The organism is Microcosmobacter mediterraneus (assembly GCF_031846265.1).
GTDB lineage: Bacteria > Bacteroidota > Bacteroidia > Flavobacteriales > Flavobacteriaceae > Microcosmobacter > Microcosmobacter mediterraneus.
This window is the reverse complement of the sequence record NZ_JAVRIA010000001.1, coordinates 183671-200226: the sequence shown is the minus strand read 5'-3', so window position 1 is coordinate 200226 and position 16556 is coordinate 183671. Positions and strand designations below refer to the sequence as shown.

Genomic DNA, 16556 nt, shown 5'->3' with positions numbered 1-16556 from the left:
TATGAAAACAATTGAAGAATTTTTAGAGTCAAAAGATATTCGAGTAACTGCAATGCGTTTATTAATTTATAAGTTCCTTGCCGAAAAACAAGTTGCAGTTACGTTAAGCGATATAGAAAATGCTTTTGAGAAAGCAGATAGAACAACATTGTACAGAACTATTAAAACATTTGAAGAAAAAGAGATTGTGCATCAAATAGACGATGGCACAGGAATTACGAAATATGCTTTGTGCGAAAAGGGTTGTAATTGTGAGATTGAAACCGATTTGCATTTGCATTTTCATTGTAATAACTGTAATGAAACCATTTGTTTAACTGAACATAAAATCCCTCAAATAAAAGTGCCTGATGGATTTGTTTCAGAAAACGTAAACTTGGTTGTAAAAGGCATTTGCGATAAATGTAGCGGACAATAAATGCACTTCCATTGCATTGGTTATTGTAGCATTTTTACATAAAATTAGAAATTATGTTATTATTCGCTTATCTCATATTATACTTTTTATTGGTCTTTGTTTTAAGGTCTGTATTACTTTGGAAAAAAACTGGAATAAATCCATTTACATTTGAAAAAACAGATAATGCACACGATTACAATGGAAAGGTTTTTACATTTATCACAATTTTTGAACTAATTGTTGTTGGAATTTATGCGTTTAAAAATGAATGGTACGACTATTTACTTCCTTTTTGGTATTTGGAAAATCAAACTTTACAGAAAATTGGTTGGGTACTTTTGTTGGTATCGCTGATTTTAGTTTGGTATTCTCAAAGCCAAATGGCAAATTCTTGGAGAATCGGAATTGATGAAAACAACAAAACCAAATTGGTAACAAAAGGAGTATTTTCAATTTCAAGAAATCCTATATTTTTAGGAATAATGATTACGAATATTGGGTTATTCCTTGTAATTCCTAATGCATTTACATTACTAATAATTTCATTATCTACTTTAAGTGTAAATACACAAATACGATTGGAAGAAGAATTTTTAAAACGTGAATTCGGAAATGAATATGTTGAATACAGAGAAAAAGTGAGACGATGGATTTAATAATTAGCAGAAAATTGCCAACGCAAAAAGCCATACACATTTCCAGTCGCATCTTCCACGCTTCGCCCAAACTGTAAAAGAGTATGTCTTGCCAACGCTCACATTTGAACTAAATAACAAACATCGGAAAACCAAGCTGAACGTGAAAAACACTATGCACAACACCGTGTATAATTAATTGCGGTTTGCTGGTTAAGAGCAGGATTTTTTCTTACAATTCACTATATTACATAACGGAAAAATAATCGCGCACTTAAACGCAACAAATCATACACAAACAAGTTAGGCAACATTTGAAATGAACATTTTCAGTCGAAAAACAAAAACGAAACACATTGTCAATTTTGGCCTGAAAATCGCCAACCTTTTGGAAACCGAATTACCTCAATTGAAAGTTGCACTTGGAATTTCAAGAATTCATGGAATAAGTTTCATGAATAAACCAAGTGGAATTTTTATTTCGAGAGGTTACAACACAAAGCAATTTGAGGAAATAAACCGAAACCATAAAACCCTTTTTAATTTAACAGGAATTTCAGTTTGGAATCGGAAATCAGAAAGATACGAACCTATCAAACTAAATTATCACTACGATACTCTGACAAAAATTGAAATAGAAAATCCGGAGTTTTTTCACAAGACATTTGACTTGAACCGTATTCAGAAAAACGGAATTGAATTGGAACATCTGAAAATGGAAAACCCAGACCAAAAGATTGCTGAAAAAGCACTTAAATCATTATCCAAAGAACAACTTGGACTTTTGGAATTAGACTATTGTTTTGAAATCGAATATGATGAAAAGCTTTTCTATACAATTTTGGACATGGAAGATGGAAATTATATCGCAGTGGATAAAAAAGGAAATATTTATCGACTGAATCACGACCACGACGAAAGAGTGAAATTAATTACAAATAAACCAATTGACTTCTTTGAATTATACAGTGGACAAAAAAGTGACTTGGAAAACATTATGTATGACTAAAACGTTGCCTAACAACGTGTATAGCTCATTGCTTCTGAATTTCCTACTCGGAAATTCTTGCGCAATTTGCTATCTTGTTTCCTTAATCGGAAAATCATATTGATTTTCCACAACAAGCCATACACGAACACGTTGGCATTAATTTGAAGAATGAACATTTTTGACAAAATAAAGAACCTAATCGACAGACAAAAAGCCATAGATGAGTTCTATGATGATGTTGAGAATTTGGATGAAGTTCTTCTGGACAAAAGATTGGAAATTTTTCAAGGAGTAGTCTCGCCAAGGTTATCTAAAATCGGACTTAAAAACTGGAATGGAAAATATATTTGGTTTAGTGACTTCAACAATGAGGGAATAAAACACGTAGTTGAATACAATGTTTTAAAAGGATTCGGAGGCTCATTTTCGTTTGGCAATTGCTTTGATTTCGTTCCTACAATTTCTGGAAAAAAGCTTGTAAATCACCGAACAGACAAATCAACAAAAATCATTTATTTCAAACGTTTAGAAGGATGGCAAGAAAGTTTTGAGAAAAACAAGCCAATTAATCCCGACAGAATAAGTACGATTAATGAGCAAAAATTCCGAGATAGTTTAGAACGAGTTCTTTTTAATAATGTTCCGAAGATTAAAAGTTGGTTCGAAGGAAAATCAACATTGGAAGAAAATATTAATGGACTTCTTTATGATGTAAAAAATCCTGTATTTGAAATCGGACAGAGAATAATCTCGTCTGAATATATTCTTGCTTTTCTATACAAACGGAATGGAGATATCAAATCGGCTGAATTTTGGTTAAATGAACATTTTGAAAAAGGAATTAACTCTGAATTGGAAATTGAAGTATTAACGAAAAGAATAAAAAACTAATGCCAACAACGTGTAAGCGCAATAACGGCTGAATTTCCTAATCGGAAATTCAACTCGTTTTGCTAAATTAGGTATGTCAGCGGAAAGTACTCGCGCACTTTCCCGTTACTGACGCTTACACAAAACCGTTGGCGGTAATTAGAGACAAAGGACCAAACATTTTTTTAATGAAAGAAGCAATCAGAATCTCATTTTTTTTAACCTTGCTAATAACTTTTGGTTGTGGCGAGAAAAAAAGCAAGCCGAATACTGATAGTGAAAAGGAAGTTGCTGATGATTATTCTGCTAAAATTGACAGCTTAATTCAAACCACAACCCCAAGAAAATTTAACGGTGTTATTTTGATAACCCAGAATGGAGAAATCAAGTATTCAAAAGAATATGGCTATTCAAATTTCGAGAAGAAAACACCAATTAGTCTGAATGAAAACTTCCGAATTCAATCAAACAGTAAGCAAATTACCGCAGTATTAATTTTAAAAGAAGTAGAAAAAGGCAATATTAATCTTCAAAGCCCAATAAAGGAATATTTGCCTGACTTAAAACAATCTTGGGCAGATTCAGTCGCAGTTCATCAATTACTAAATATGTCTTCTGGAATAATCACTCTTGATAAACCATTGGCTTTTGAACCAGGTAGCGATTACAGATATAGCAATGCTGGTTATGGTTTATTGGGCAAAATTCTAAAGAAGGTTTCAGGACAAAACTATGTGGAATTGGCAAATGGACTCTTTAAAGACTTGGGAATGAACAATTCTTATTGCTACGAATTTGGTGAAAACCAACAAGACCTAATAAACGGCTATTTGAATTCGAGTAATGGATACGAATTAGTTGATTTTTATTCACGTGGAATTACAACAGAGGGATGGCAGAACTTTATTCCAACTGGAGGCATAATTTCAAACGCTATTGATTTAAACATTTGGGACCATCAACTTCATAACGGAAAAATACTAAAACCAAAAAGCTATGAATTAATGACCAACTACAATATCAAAGGACCTCATGCTGCATTTGGAACAGAAAAGATAGGTTATGGATATGGAGTGAGAATTGATGATAGCGAGGTTTTAAAGGTTATTGGGCACGCAGGTAAAGGAATTGGATTTGCCAACATCAAGTTTTCCGTGCCTGACAAACAGTTAAATGTTATTGTATTGGAAAACGTCTATGACGAAGACCCGAACATAGTCTATCATTTCGAAAAAGAAATAAGAGAAATCGTGCTAAAAAGTATTTTTACAAAACAATAACTACCGCCAACAATGTATAAAAATAATAGCTGCTTAGTCGCTAAAACGAAAGTAAGTAAATATAAAAGGGTCTGTGTTTATCTGAAAACTAGGTGCGTAAAATCCGCTACTATTCTTATACGAAGCCGTTGTACAACATTTACGGCTAAATCCTACCATAAAAAAATTTGATGACATATTCTTAGTTTTCCGATGTATGTTAAAATACACAATTATGAAAACAAATTTTATTTTACTTGCTATCTTACTAATCGGAGTTTTTTCTTGTTCTAATGATGATAGTTCAGAAATTTCTAATGAATCCCAACCAAACTTAACATTAAATGTAAATGGTGTGCCAGAAATTATATTAGAGAATGTTGGTGGTCCAGTTAATGGTAGTAATTATGAAGCTGGGAATACCGAATCTGCTCAAATAATTGCAACAAATAATTCAAATGATATAACGGTAACTATCAATTTAGTTGACAATGACATCGATACTCAAGCTATACAATCTGGAAATACGCTCTCAATCGATAATACACAATCGAACAATGTATACGCAACTTTAACTATTTTGGATAACACTGCATTGTATGAAGCATCATCTGGAACTGTAAGCATATCATATTATGATTTACAATCACCGAATTCTAATACAATTATTATTTCTGGAAGTTTTAATGTTACAAATGGAAATAATTCTGCAAGTGGTGGTACATTTTCTGATATAGAGTTAATATGTTCTGAATGTGGTGGTTAGAAAAATAGGCTTCTTTTTTAATTAAGAGTTTTACATCATCAAAAAAACTTACATTAAATTTTCCTAAATAAAAACGTTGTACAACAATTTGTATAGTTCATTGCTCGGAAATTCCTATCGGAATTTCTGTCGCTTCTGAACAATGGGTTTCTGTTTATTTGCTATCTTAGTGGAATCGCAACGAAACCATACACGAACACGATGATGTAAAATTCACCTTGAGGTGCCTTCGAGGATAACTGTACATATCATTAGCTATATGCAACCTGTCCACGTTTATTCTGTATTTGTAAATTATATGCAATAAATTGCATAAATTTAAAATCCAAAACGTGGCTTCACATAGCCCTGCGTTGTGTGTAATTAAACCAGTAGCATAAAAAATGGACGATTTTAAACGAAGAGAATTCATTAAGCTTAGCGCATTAGGTTTTGCTGGCATTGCCTTGCAGCTTAATTCAATATCAGCTTATGCCCAAAAGGCCAATGGCCATTTTGGAAAATGGAATGCGGATACCGAACTAAATTGGGACGCCTTTTTAGAGAAACTAACTCAATTAGCAAAGACCCAACACGAATTGCCATGGGATCAAAACATATATACTCACCAGGTTAAGCAATTACTTCTGCAATGCAATTTTCCCGAGTTCGAGAACGTCAGAAAGGCAATGGATTCATATGAAAATCGAAACCCCAACATGTTTGAAGCGACAGGGTTACATAATGAAATAGATTTTCAAGTGGGCTTGTTTCAGTTTGAGAATGGCGAGTACATCTCACATCATGATCACCCTGATATGACGGGCGTGATCAATGTGGTATCTGGAAATGCACTGACCAAGAATTACTCAATAGAGGAGCTGCTGCCCGAAACACGAGAGATCGTAAGCAATGGGCGAAAAGAAGTAATGCAAAAAGTTACAATTATAGAAACAAGTAACACGATCATTTCAAGGGGCGATGTCAGTATTCTAACTTCCGATGAAGGAAACATCCATTCCATCATGCCAAATGGCTTCACGCAATTAGTAGATGTATTCACCCCTGCCTATGGGAAAGACACGAAGACTATTTGGTATAACGTTAATGAAGACGGCTACTATGAAGGGCGTGAAAAGATATTCGAAGCGGAGTATGCAAACGAAGAACTTACCCGAGTTGACACCATTTTACTTGGAAAAGACGTAATGATGCGGTATGTTGGTTCGTACAAAATCAATGTTGAAAGTTTTATAAAAATTGAGTTAACAGGCCAGAATCTTATTCTGGAGCGCACAAAAAGTTTGGAAGAATCTGGAAGAAGAATGAATCTTCTGCCGTTTGAGCAAACCAAGTTTTGGATCGAAGGTCAGGAAGTCCGATGTGAGTTTGATATGAACGGTGAGAATAATCCTGTAGGCCTGACAATCCATTTCAAAGGCTCAGAAATCAGTGCTGCCAAGATCAAATAAGCTGGCCTTGTTGAAGCGAACAACTACTCACAACAAAACCTATACGCAATGCCCTGCGGGACACTGCGCATAGCCAAACCGTTGTATGCAATTAGAGAAAACCGAAAACAAATAATGCCATTTACACCAAAAGATTTAGATGAATTGCCAATTTCCTTTTGTGATAAAAAAGGAGAAACTTGGGTTATTGTTGGACCTTGTTCAGCATCTTCTTGGAAAAAACGAAAAATTCCTCTTGACGGAAGAGAATATAAGTGTGCAGGAACGATAATATTAAAAAATGGGACTGAATTGCGTGCAAGTTTTTCAATTACCACCACGACATTTGATTTTATAATAATGGATACTGTGTATATCCCAGTAAACGGAACGTGGTATAGATGGAATGAACCCGAATTAATAAATGCACTCGGAATAAATGCTTCGGAATTTTTGCCACATAGATGGAAAACAGACAAACCTTTGGATTATCATGTAAAAGCGCCTTATTTGATTGAGGAAAGACTATTAAAATAATAACAGCAGACAACAACGTGAATAATTAATTACTTCTGAATTTCCTAATCGGAAATCCACACTAATTAATTAACTTAGCTACTAATCGGAAAATGACTCGCGTCCTTTCGCGTAACTAATCCATACACGAAACCGTTGTACTTAATTTAAATGAATCAACTAAAATCAAATAAGACTAAAAATTCTATAATTTTAGGACTATTCATAGTTTTAATTGGCTCAATACTATTTTGGTTTCCACCAGTGTATAAATCTGTTTTATCGCAAGATTTTGAATTAAGGAACTATTCGATGCAGTTTGTAGATTGGATTTTTGTTGGTCTAATCATATGCTTTATTCTCTTTGGAGAAAAAAATAAACTATCCACATTAAATATTAAAAAAATCAATTCTGAATCATTTTCATTAGGAATGGCTTTAGGTGGATTGAGTATGATTTACATCGTAATCCATAAATTATTTTTAGCTTCTTACTTTGAATTTGGCTTCGAATCTTTTCCTCAAAATGACAATTTAGGAATAGATACTGTTGGCCCTGAATTTATATTTGTTTATGGTATATTTAATGTTATCACTGCTGGAGTAGCAGAAGAGGTTATTTATAGAGGATATGCAACTGAAAGATTATTAATGCTAAAAGCTAATAAATTTTTAGTTTTTCTTTTGCCTCTAATTGCATTCGTTTTAATGCACTATAGAAAAGGATTTGAGCACATGATTTTAGTAATAATAGTCGGAACCTTATTCCAATTATTTTATATAAAATATAGAAATTTGACTATTACTATAATTGGACATTTATTAATTGATTCTTTAGCTTATACTTCCATTTTAATTGAGCATTTCAAATAGTATAAACTAAGTACAACAACGTGTATAGTCAATTGCTGCGCAAGCTGGTTAAGTGGAAAATCTAGATAATATTCGTATTTATATTTCATTGGAAAATTTGAACTAATTTTCCGCAACAAACCATACACTAACACGTTGGCAACAATTTCAATAAAATGAAAATTAGATTCTTAATTATTCTCTCTAGCTTTCTTTGTTCTTTAACGGCTTGCGACAAAAGTATAAAAGAGGATACTGATTACAATAAATACCATTCAGCAACTATATTGGCAGAAGAATTAATTAGCCAAGAAAAATTTGAAGATGCATTACTAAAATATGAAAAATTATTTAGCGAATATGACTTCATTTTTCTTCGTGACTATAAAGTCGCTTCTCAGATTTCTTTACTAATTGGAGAAAAGGAAAAAGGGCTGATTTATATTAAGAAGGCTATATCCAATGGCTGGGGATTAACAAAACTAAAAGAACAAAAATTCTTAAGTGAAAATCTACTTGATTCTGATTGGAAAAACATTGAAAACCATTACAAAGATTTGCGTAGTCTGTTCTTAAATAGAATTGATTCGACACTTAAAAATAGAATTAACTTGATGATTGAAAAAGATCAGAAACTCGCATATGAAGCCTACATTATCGAAGACGAACAAGAACAAGAAAAATTTATTTCAGAAAATTTCCCTAAACACAGTGAAGAACAATTGATTAATCTAATTGAAATTATGGAGATTAATGATTATCCAGGAGAATTTCTTATTGGTAATGATTTCTGGGTTTCAACGATTTTAAGTCATCACAATTCCCAAGGAGCTGATTATGTTAGAAAAGACACCTTGTACGATTTCATAAAACCAGAATTGATTAAATCCTTAAAGAAAGGATATATATCTCCATATGAAATTGCTCTAGTCGAAGATTGGAAAAAAACAGTTACGTCAGAGTGGAACGAATCTCCCTATGGTTACCTTAACCCTCCTAACGTATCAAATATTTCCAAAATAAATAAAACAAGAAAAGCAATTGGATTAAGGTCTGTGGAATTGAGAAATAAATTGATAGATATAGAAGTAAAAACAGGAATGAATTTTTATTTACCAGATTGGGTTGATGGAAAAATAAAAATCAAAGAAAAATAAAAAGTTGCCAACAATGTGTATAATTAATTGCTTTGGCATGTGCTTATTTGGAAAATTCCTTCTGAATTTTCTCGCGTTCTTTTTGTTTACTAAATTAGTTGCTTAAACACGCAACTAACCATACACGAACACGATGTACAATTGTAAAACCACAATCCAATAACTGATTTAGATAATTTTGAACCTGAAAAATTTATATAAGTTATTCAGAAATTCTAAGATAAAATCCTTTGATAAAGAGGATGCAATTATTGCTGTAAATTCTAAAGAAAAGAATATCTTTTTTATTCGAAAAGGAATAGTACGTAGTTATATTATTAACGAAAAAGGTGAAGAAGTTACATTTCAAGTGTATGCCGAAACTAACATATTTACCAATGTTCATTCTATTTTATTCAATGAACCTTCGAAATTTACTTATGAGGCTATAGAAGCGACCAAAGTTTATGTTATTGATTATGATTTATTTTTGGAAATTACTTCAAAAAACCCAAACCTTTTAGCATTGAATCGAACCTATTTTGGTAAAAGAATCATTAAGCGGGCATTCCAACGCTCAGAATCATTTGTTTTTCTTTCTCCAGAAGAACGCTACAAAAAATTTGTCAAAGACAACCCAAATATTGTCAACAGAATACCAGACATGTATATCGCTAATATAATTGGTATAACTCCAGTTTCTTTGAGTAGAATAAGATCTAGAATAGTATCAAAGAACGACTAACCCTTATTCATTTCTTATCTTTTGTTAAGTGGTTGTATAATTCATCTATTTTATTTTTGTGCTATTAAAATCATTTACAGTGAAAAATATAGCAACAATTTTTTTTCTCCTTTTTGGAATAATTGCCATGAACGCACAATCTTTTGAAAGCTTGTGGAATACAGGAAAAGAAAACACAACCGTTAAAATTATAAAAACAGGTGATTTGTTTGAAGGGTTTCTAGATTCTTCAGATAATAAAAAAGCACCCATCGGTAAACTTCTAATCAAAGACATTAAGCAAAGTGATGGCTTTTACGAAGGAAAAATATATGTTGTAAAAAAGAAAAAATGGTACAAGGCTAAATTTGAGCTAAAAAGTAACATACTAATTATTACCATTTATTCAGGATTGATGAAGAAAACTGTTGAATGGAAAAAACAAAATTAAGATGAATATAAATAACATTCAATACTATTTTGCAGTTATCGTTTTGGTTGCCTTAGTCATTGAAATAATTTGGTCGAAAACTAAAAACAAATCGGTTTATAATCTAAAAGAAAGCCTGGGTAATCTTGGAATTTTTATTGGCAACAATATTATGAAACCAATTTCTTTAGGTTGGAAATATCTAGTATTCGGCTGGGTAGCAGAATACCATTTTTTTAGTATTCCTACTAATGCATTTACGATAATTCTAGCTTTTCTTGCTGCTGAATTAGGTTTTTATTGGTATCATCGCCTAAGCCATGAAACACCATTATTATGGACATTGCACCACACACATCATTCTGGTATGCACATGAACTTAAGTACTGCAGTTCGGTTAAACTGGATTGGGGCTTTTGTAAGTCCAATTATTTACATCCCTTTTGTTTTACTTGGTTTTTCTCCTGAAATACTTATAATCTGCATAACTTCAGGCTTATTTTTCCAATATTTTTTGCACACAGAAGCTGTGAAAACATTGGGAGTTTTTGAAGGGTTGCTTTTCAATACACCTTCGGCTCACCGAGTTCACCACGGTTCAAACGAAAAATATATTGATAAAAATTATGGTGGAACACTCATTATTTTCGACCGATTATTTGGTACATATCAAAAAGAGACTGAAAAAGTAAAATATGGAGTTACAACTGGATTTTACAGTAATAACCCTATTAAACTAAATTTCTTACCGTTGATTGAGTATTTTAAAGGAAATTGGAAACGAGAAAAACAACATATTAAAGAAAATGAAAATAAGCTGGATTTAAAAAATTAAAAATAACTATACCTATCAATGTATAAAAATAATAGCGGTTTAGGTGCTTAATCTAAATCGTTTTTTTATATTTAAAATCAGGTTTAATCAGAATGGTTCGTGTTTCAAAATTCGCTACTATTCTTATACTAGACCGTTAGCACTCATTTAAGAAAACGTGCTATTTAAAAGTAAATTTATGTTAACAGATATTAACCCTAAATTACCAATGCGTAATAAATCTAAAACAAGAAATTATTATGTAAACCAACTAGGTTTTCAAGAATTAGGTGACTACGAAGGATATTTAATGGTTAAGAAGGATGACATAGAAATTCACTTCTTTGAATATAAAGAACTTAATCCAAAAGAGAATTATGGAATGATTTATATCAGAACTGATAATATAGACGATTTGTATAAATCTATGCTTGAAAATAAAATAGAAATTCATCCAAATGGACCTTTGGAGAATAAGCCTTGGGGACAAAGAGAGTTTGCCTTACTTGACCCAGATAGTAACCTATTGACTTTTGGACAAAGTATTTAGGTATTAAAAAACGAACAACCAACAACGTGTTCAATTATCCGAAACCGCTAACCAATGATAAAATTCTTTAGATTATCGAAACTCAATTTTGCTAAGCAAAATCAAATGTCCTGTGGACATTTGGTTGAGATAGCCGCTTGCGGAAAAAACAATAGTTCTACACATGATTAAGTTCTTTAGAAATATCCGAAAATCTCTACTTTCAGAAGGAAAAACTGGAAAGTATTTCAAATATGCTATTGGTGAAATAGTTTTAGTGGTTATCGGTATTCTGATTGCCTTACAAATCAATAATTGGAATGAAAAACGACAAGAAGCCAACCAAGAAAAAATAACACTGTCAAATCTTAATGATGAGTTTCAAGATAATTTAAAGGATCTTGATTCCATTAACGAGAGATTGTCTAATCAAATAGATGCTTTGGAGCATTTGTATTCGATGTTTAGTGAAGAAGAGAATCAATATGCTTCAAAAACGTTAGACAGTCTGTTAGGTAAAGTGTTCTCAAGCGAAACATGGAGACCAAGTGAGTTTGTTTTAAATGACCTTAAAAACTCAGGTGGACTATCAAAACTGAATAATAAGGAGCTGAAGAAATTACTATTCCAATGGACTCGTTTTTATAATCAGATGAAAGAAACAGCTATGCATACGGAAGAAAGAAGCCTAGATATCATTAAATTTGTAAAGATTCATGGTTCATTGCGAAATGCCGATGCATTAAATGATAGTTTTCCGTACGATCGTTCTGAATTGAATATCGACAATTTATCTCTTTTACAGAATCCACAATTCGAAAATTATATTGGCGATAAACTATTTGTTCTTCACGAAGCGCAAGCTCTTTCAATCGAAGCTAAGCAACTAATAAATCGAATAGTTCTTGAAACTTCAGTAGATTAACCTTAGTTAAATAATATGAAAAATAAACGAAAGCACAACAACATGAATAGCCCATTGTGGCTAAATTACTGATCGGCATTTCGAGTCTTTTTGCTAAATTTATGGTTACGGTGTAATGATATATAAAACCGTTTGCAATAATTAAACTCGATTAATAAATTCATAAGAATGAATCGTGAAATAATAGATATAAATGATTACACAATCTTGTTGGAAGAGGCTTCCTCCGAAAATAATTTAATAGATTCATGTTTTTTTGACGAGCCTGTAATAGCTATCGCCTTTTATGGTGCAGGTGATGTTGGTCTTAACGTAAAATTTGATGGAAAAACCAAAGAGTTCCATCACACCAAAGGTATGGTACTATCATTTTATGCGGATAATATGGTAGAGTTTGAACATCATGTTTCTAAACTAAAATCGCTGCAATGTTTAGTAATCGCTACAACACTAAGAAACATAGACAAATTGCCTCATGGTGAAGGTCAATTCTTGGAACAATTTTTATATCAATTAATTCACCCAAAAGACCATTATGTTGAAGGTCCTGTATTTAATATGAGCCCAGAAATGTTTCAATTAGTTGAACAGTTCTTCAGCAATACTTACGAAGGTGAGATTAAAATGATGTTTTATAAAAGCCATATCACAGCTTTACTTTCTCATTATTTTGGACAATTGGCAAAACAACAAAACACAAAACTTGATACTTCGCAAATAGAAAAAATCAATCTTGCTCAAGACATTTTATTATCCGATTTAGAAAATCCACCTTCCTTAACAGAATTGGCCAACAGAATTGGTACTAACACAAATACCCTTAAAATAGAATTTAAAGCACAATTTGGCGTTCCTGTTTTCAAATACTTACAAAACGAACGTTTAAAAAAAGCCTACAGTTTGATTAAAAACGAACAGAAAACAATTCAAGAAGCCGCTTGGACTGTAGGTTACGATAGTTTGGGTTCTTTCTCTAACGCTTTTGAAAAAAAGTTCGGCTACAGACCTAGCCAAGTGTAAAATTCTTTTCGAATAAATCATAATTCTTTCTGAATAAGTCGCTGGAAGACAGCTACTATAGATTTGTATCATAATTTAAAAACTAAAGATTATGATCAGTAAAAATTTATTTAGCATTGCATGTGGTATACTCGTTTGGATTTTAGGTGTTAGCTTTTACCTCTTATCCTTTTATGTTCCCATATTAGAAAATCCGGAACTACAATCTAATATCGCATTGGCTTTGGGCATTATACCTAGCTCATATATAGGAACATATCTGTTCTATACGAAAAGTTACATAAAACCATCTAAATTGGGGCTTACCTTCGTTATGGTGGCTACGCTTCTAGATGTAATAATTACAGTTCCTGTATTTATAATTCCAAATGGTGGAAGTTATTCAGAATTTTTCGGAGATCCAATGTTTTACACAATTGTCGTTGAGTTTTATTTCATTGTATACTATTTCGGAAAACATTTAACCAATAAAAAAATCAAAGCATGAAAACTATTGTTTTTTTTATGACGGTTTTATTGAATGCACTTTCCACAGGTTTTTTCTTCGCTTGGTCTGTTTCAGTCATATTGGGCACTAACAAAGTAGGTCATTTAACCTATTTGGAAACCATGCAAAATATTAATAGAGAAATCTTGAATCCAGTGTTCTTCATTGTGTTCTTAGGAAGCTTAGTTGCATTGGGAACAACTACTTTTTTGCAGTTCAACAACAATACTGTCTTTGTGTTAGTATTGGCATCAACAATCATCTATCTAATTGGCACTTTTGGTGTTACAGCTTTTGGAAATGTGCCCTTAAACAATGAACTAGAAGCATTAACTATTACCAATCTTAACGCAATAGAACTAAAGAATTTTAGATCCTATTATGAAAGTGCTTGGAATTATTACCATAGTATTAGAACCATTTCAAGTGTAGTTTCATTCATACTATTACTGATATCAATATTTATTCAAAAAACATTTTAAAACGATTCATTATGAAAACAAACATTTTAGTAATCGGAGGAACTGGAAAAACTGGTCGCCGAGTAGTAGAGCAATTACAAAACAAAGGAATTGAGCCAAGAATTGGTTCAAGAAATTCATCACCAAGCTTTGATTGGGATAATAAAGAAACATGGATAGAAACCTTAAGTGGCATCGAAAAAATGTATGTTACGTATTATCCTGACCTTGCTGTTCCTGGGGCCAAAGAAGCTATAGAGAGTTTAACGTATTTAGCAAAAGAATTAGGTGTTAAAAAAATGGTACTGCTCTCTGGAAAAGGTGAAACTGAAGCCGAAGCTTGTGAACAAATTGTGATGAATTCTGGCATGGATTATACAATTGTTAGAGCATCTTGGTTTAATCAGAATTGGAGCGAAAGTTTCTTTTTGGATCCTATATTGTCTGGAGAAGTGGCATTACCAATGTCTGATGTTTTAATTCCATTTGTAGATGCCAATGATATTGCAGAAGTAGCTGCAACTGTCTTACTTGATGACACTTATAACGGAGAAATTATTGAGGTAACTGGTCCAGAATTAATCACCTTCAAGGATATTATCAATATAATTTCAAAAACTAGTAACAGAAAATTAAACTTCTATGACATCACATTAGAACAGTATATTGATGGTATGAAGCAAATGCAAATACCAAGTGATGTAGTATGGTTAATTGAGTATTTATTTAGTCATGTTTTAACCAATCCTAAAAATCAATTAGTGGTTAATGATATTGAACGAGTTCTAGGCAGAAAATCAAAAACATTTCTAGAATATGCACAAAAAACTGCTAAAACAGGAATTTGGAGTCAAGTTGAAGTCCAATAACTATTGCCAACAACGTTTATAAGTAATAGCGATTTGAATCTTAATTCAAGTCGCTATTCTTTTTTTTATTTTGTATTTTACTTTCCGAAAAGTATGGCATATAAGCTCGTTACTACTCATACACGAACACGATGATGTACAATTATTCATTAATTTATTTTTTATTATATAGGTATTCATCTGTTCGCTTCGCTCGGGTCACCTAAAGGTGAACTCAAGTTGCTACATTGTCGCTATGCTCCAATTAACCCAACCAAAACCAAAAGATGAAATTTAAACAAAATACTGTTCTTTTTTTTCTTCTAGCACTTGTGTTTTTAGGGTGTAAGGACTCTGAAAAAAACAAACCGGAACAAAAAACTAAAAAATCTGACTCTTATGTTTTGGTTCGTGAATGGCCAAATTTACCAAGTGATCTCATTTTAGGAAATCCAACTGGACTCGGGATTAACTCTGACAACAATATTGTGGTTTTTCATAGAGCCAGTAGAGTTTGGCAAGAACCAATGCCGGAAGATAAAATTCAAGAAAACACCATTACGGTTATTGATAAACTAACAGGCAAAGTCTTAAATAGTTGGGGAGCGAATTTATTTATAATGCCACACGGATTAGAAATTGATAAAAACAATAATATCTGGGTAACAGATGTTGCCCTTCATCAAATTTTTAAATTCAGTTCGGATGGTACTCTACTTTTAACTTTAGGAGAAGCTCAAGTCGCTGGAAATGATAAAGAACATTTCAATCTTCCTACAGATGTAGCTGTGTCTGCAGATGGCTCTTTTTATGTAAGCGATGGATATGGCAACAGTAGAGTTATTAAATTTTCAAAAGACGGAACATACTTATTTGAATGGGGCAAATTCGGAAATAAACAAGGGGAATTCAATATTCCGCACGGAATTGATCTAGATAAAAATGGATTTGTTTATGTTGCTGACCGAGAAAATAATCGAATTCAAAAGTTTGATAGTAAGGGAAAATTTATCACGCTCTGGCAAAACCAATCAACTGACCAATTGTATTCCGTAACGATTGATAATCAGAAAAACCATCTTTTTGGAATAGATTACTGGATTGATAATGATACTATTGTTAAAGGTTCTGATATTTTTCGCTTTGATTTAGATGTAAACCTACAAATGCAGTTTGGTAGAACTGGATTTTATGAAGGTCCAATATCGAGATATCACGATATTAAAATTGATGATGAAGGAAGTATTTATGTTGGAGATATTTTGGGAAATAGAGTTCAGAAATTTAAATTAAAATAAAGACGCCATACAACAATGGCTATAAGTAATTGCTTGTTGTCAGCTACTTCTGAAAATCCTCATGGATTTTCTATTCGGTTTGTATTTACTAAATTAGGCGCTTAGACTCGAAACAACTCGAGCAAAGCGAACTGGCTTAGAAAATCATAGTCAAAACCAATAGTT

Annotated in this window: 20 protein-coding genes; all 20 read left to right on the top strand. The window is 32.3% G+C overall.

The genetic code is table 11. The annotated features are described in order from the left end of the window. Position 1 precedes the first annotated feature (1 nt). The 20 genes from RM697_RS00870 (at position 2) to RM697_RS00775 (ending at position 16391) form a co-directional block, all read left to right on the top strand. Complete coding sequence (locus tag RM697_RS00870; RefSeq protein ID WP_303403036.1) at positions 2-418, top strand: Fur family transcriptional regulator; 417 nt, start codon at positions 2-4, stop codon at positions 416-418. Between the two features lie 53 nt (positions 419-471). Beyond that, positions 472-1056 carry a methyltransferase family protein gene (locus RM697_RS00865; RefSeq protein WP_311425948.1) on the top strand — a complete coding sequence of 195 codons (585 nt, stop codon included), beginning with the start codon at positions 472-474 and terminating at the stop codon, positions 1054-1056. A 298-nt stretch (positions 1057-1354) separates the two neighbouring features. After that, positions 1355-2044, top strand: a complete 690-nt coding sequence (locus tag RM697_RS00860) for a hypothetical protein (RefSeq protein WP_311425947.1) — start codon at positions 1355-1357, stop codon at positions 2042-2044. Positions 2045-2194: 150 nt separating this feature from the next. Next, the gene (locus RM697_RS00855; RefSeq protein WP_311425946.1) at positions 2195-2917 is read left to right on the top strand and encodes a hypothetical protein; all 723 of its coding nucleotides are present in this window, start codon (positions 2195-2197) and stop codon (positions 2915-2917) included. A gap of 167 nt (positions 2918-3084) precedes the next feature. After that, the gene (locus tag RM697_RS00850; protein ID WP_311425945.1) at positions 3085-4176 is read left to right on the top strand and encodes a serine hydrolase domain-containing protein; all 1092 of its coding nucleotides are present in this window, start codon (positions 3085-3087) and stop codon (positions 4174-4176) included. A gap of 214 nt (positions 4177-4390) precedes the next feature. Then, entirely contained in the window at positions 4391-4921 is a 531-nt protein-coding gene (locus RM697_RS00845) for a hypothetical protein (protein WP_311425944.1), read from the top strand. Between the two features lie 383 nt (positions 4922-5304). Next, a complete protein-coding gene (locus tag RM697_RS00840) occupies positions 5305-6372 on the top strand; it encodes a cupin domain-containing protein (protein ID WP_311425943.1) in 1068 nt (355 codons plus the stop codon). A gap of 48 nt (positions 6373-6420) precedes the next feature. After that, complete coding sequence (locus RM697_RS00835; protein ID WP_311425942.1) at positions 6421-6888, top strand: hypothetical protein; 468 nt, start codon at positions 6421-6423, stop codon at positions 6886-6888. Between the two features lie 150 nt (positions 6889-7038). Next, positions 7039-7740, top strand: coding sequence for a CPBP family intramembrane glutamic endopeptidase (locus tag RM697_RS00830; protein WP_311425941.1), 702 nt, complete (start codon positions 7039-7041; stop codon positions 7738-7740). Between the two features lie 155 nt (positions 7741-7895). Continuing rightward, on the top strand, positions 7896-8876 hold the full coding sequence (locus tag RM697_RS00825) for a hypothetical protein (protein WP_311425940.1): 981 nt from the start codon (positions 7896-7898) through the stop codon (positions 8874-8876). 178 nt (positions 8877-9054) lie between these two features. Next, positions 9055-9600, top strand: a complete 546-nt coding sequence (locus RM697_RS00820) for a Crp/Fnr family transcriptional regulator (RefSeq protein ID WP_311425939.1) — start codon at positions 9055-9057, stop codon at positions 9598-9600. Positions 9601-9679: 79 nt separating this feature from the next. Then, positions 9680-10030 (top strand): hypothetical protein, encoded by a 351-nt coding sequence (locus RM697_RS00815; protein WP_311425938.1) that lies wholly within the window; start codon positions 9680-9682, stop codon positions 10028-10030. A 1-nt stretch (position 10031) separates the two neighbouring features. Then, positions 10032-10844 carry a sterol desaturase family protein gene (locus RM697_RS00810; RefSeq protein WP_311425937.1) on the top strand — a complete coding sequence of 271 codons (813 nt, stop codon included), beginning with the start codon at positions 10032-10034 and terminating at the stop codon, positions 10842-10844. 178 nt (positions 10845-11022) lie between these two features. After that, complete coding sequence (locus RM697_RS00805) at positions 11023-11373, top strand: bleomycin resistance protein (RefSeq protein WP_311425936.1); 351 nt, start codon at positions 11023-11025, stop codon at positions 11371-11373. 163 nt (positions 11374-11536) lie between these two features. Further along, on the top strand, positions 11537-12277 hold the full coding sequence (locus RM697_RS00800; RefSeq protein WP_311425935.1) for a DUF6090 family protein: 741 nt from the start codon (positions 11537-11539) through the stop codon (positions 12275-12277). 168 nt (positions 12278-12445) lie between these two features. Continuing rightward, positions 12446-13297, top strand: a complete 852-nt coding sequence (locus tag RM697_RS00795) for a helix-turn-helix domain-containing protein (protein ID WP_311425934.1) — start codon at positions 12446-12448, stop codon at positions 13295-13297. Between the two features lie 91 nt (positions 13298-13388). Further along, positions 13389-13784 carry a DUF5367 family protein gene (locus tag RM697_RS00790; RefSeq protein ID WP_311425933.1) on the top strand — a complete coding sequence of 132 codons (396 nt, stop codon included), beginning with the start codon at positions 13389-13391 and terminating at the stop codon, positions 13782-13784. Further along, positions 13781-14266, top strand: coding sequence for an anthrone oxygenase family protein (locus RM697_RS00785; RefSeq protein WP_311425932.1), 486 nt, complete (start codon positions 13781-13783; stop codon positions 14264-14266). The genes RM697_RS00790 and RM697_RS00785 overlap by 4 nt, the downstream gene beginning before the upstream one ends. An 11-nt stretch (positions 14267-14277) precedes the next feature. Further along, positions 14278-15114 carry an SDR family oxidoreductase gene (locus RM697_RS00780; protein ID WP_311425931.1) on the top strand — a complete coding sequence of 279 codons (837 nt, stop codon included), beginning with the start codon at positions 14278-14280 and terminating at the stop codon, positions 15112-15114. A 266-nt stretch (positions 15115-15380) separates the two neighbouring features. After that, a complete protein-coding gene (locus RM697_RS00775; RefSeq protein WP_311425930.1) occupies positions 15381-16391 on the top strand; it encodes a peptidyl-alpha-hydroxyglycine alpha-amidating lyase family protein in 1011 nt (336 codons plus the stop codon). Positions 16392-16556 lie beyond the last annotated feature (165 nt).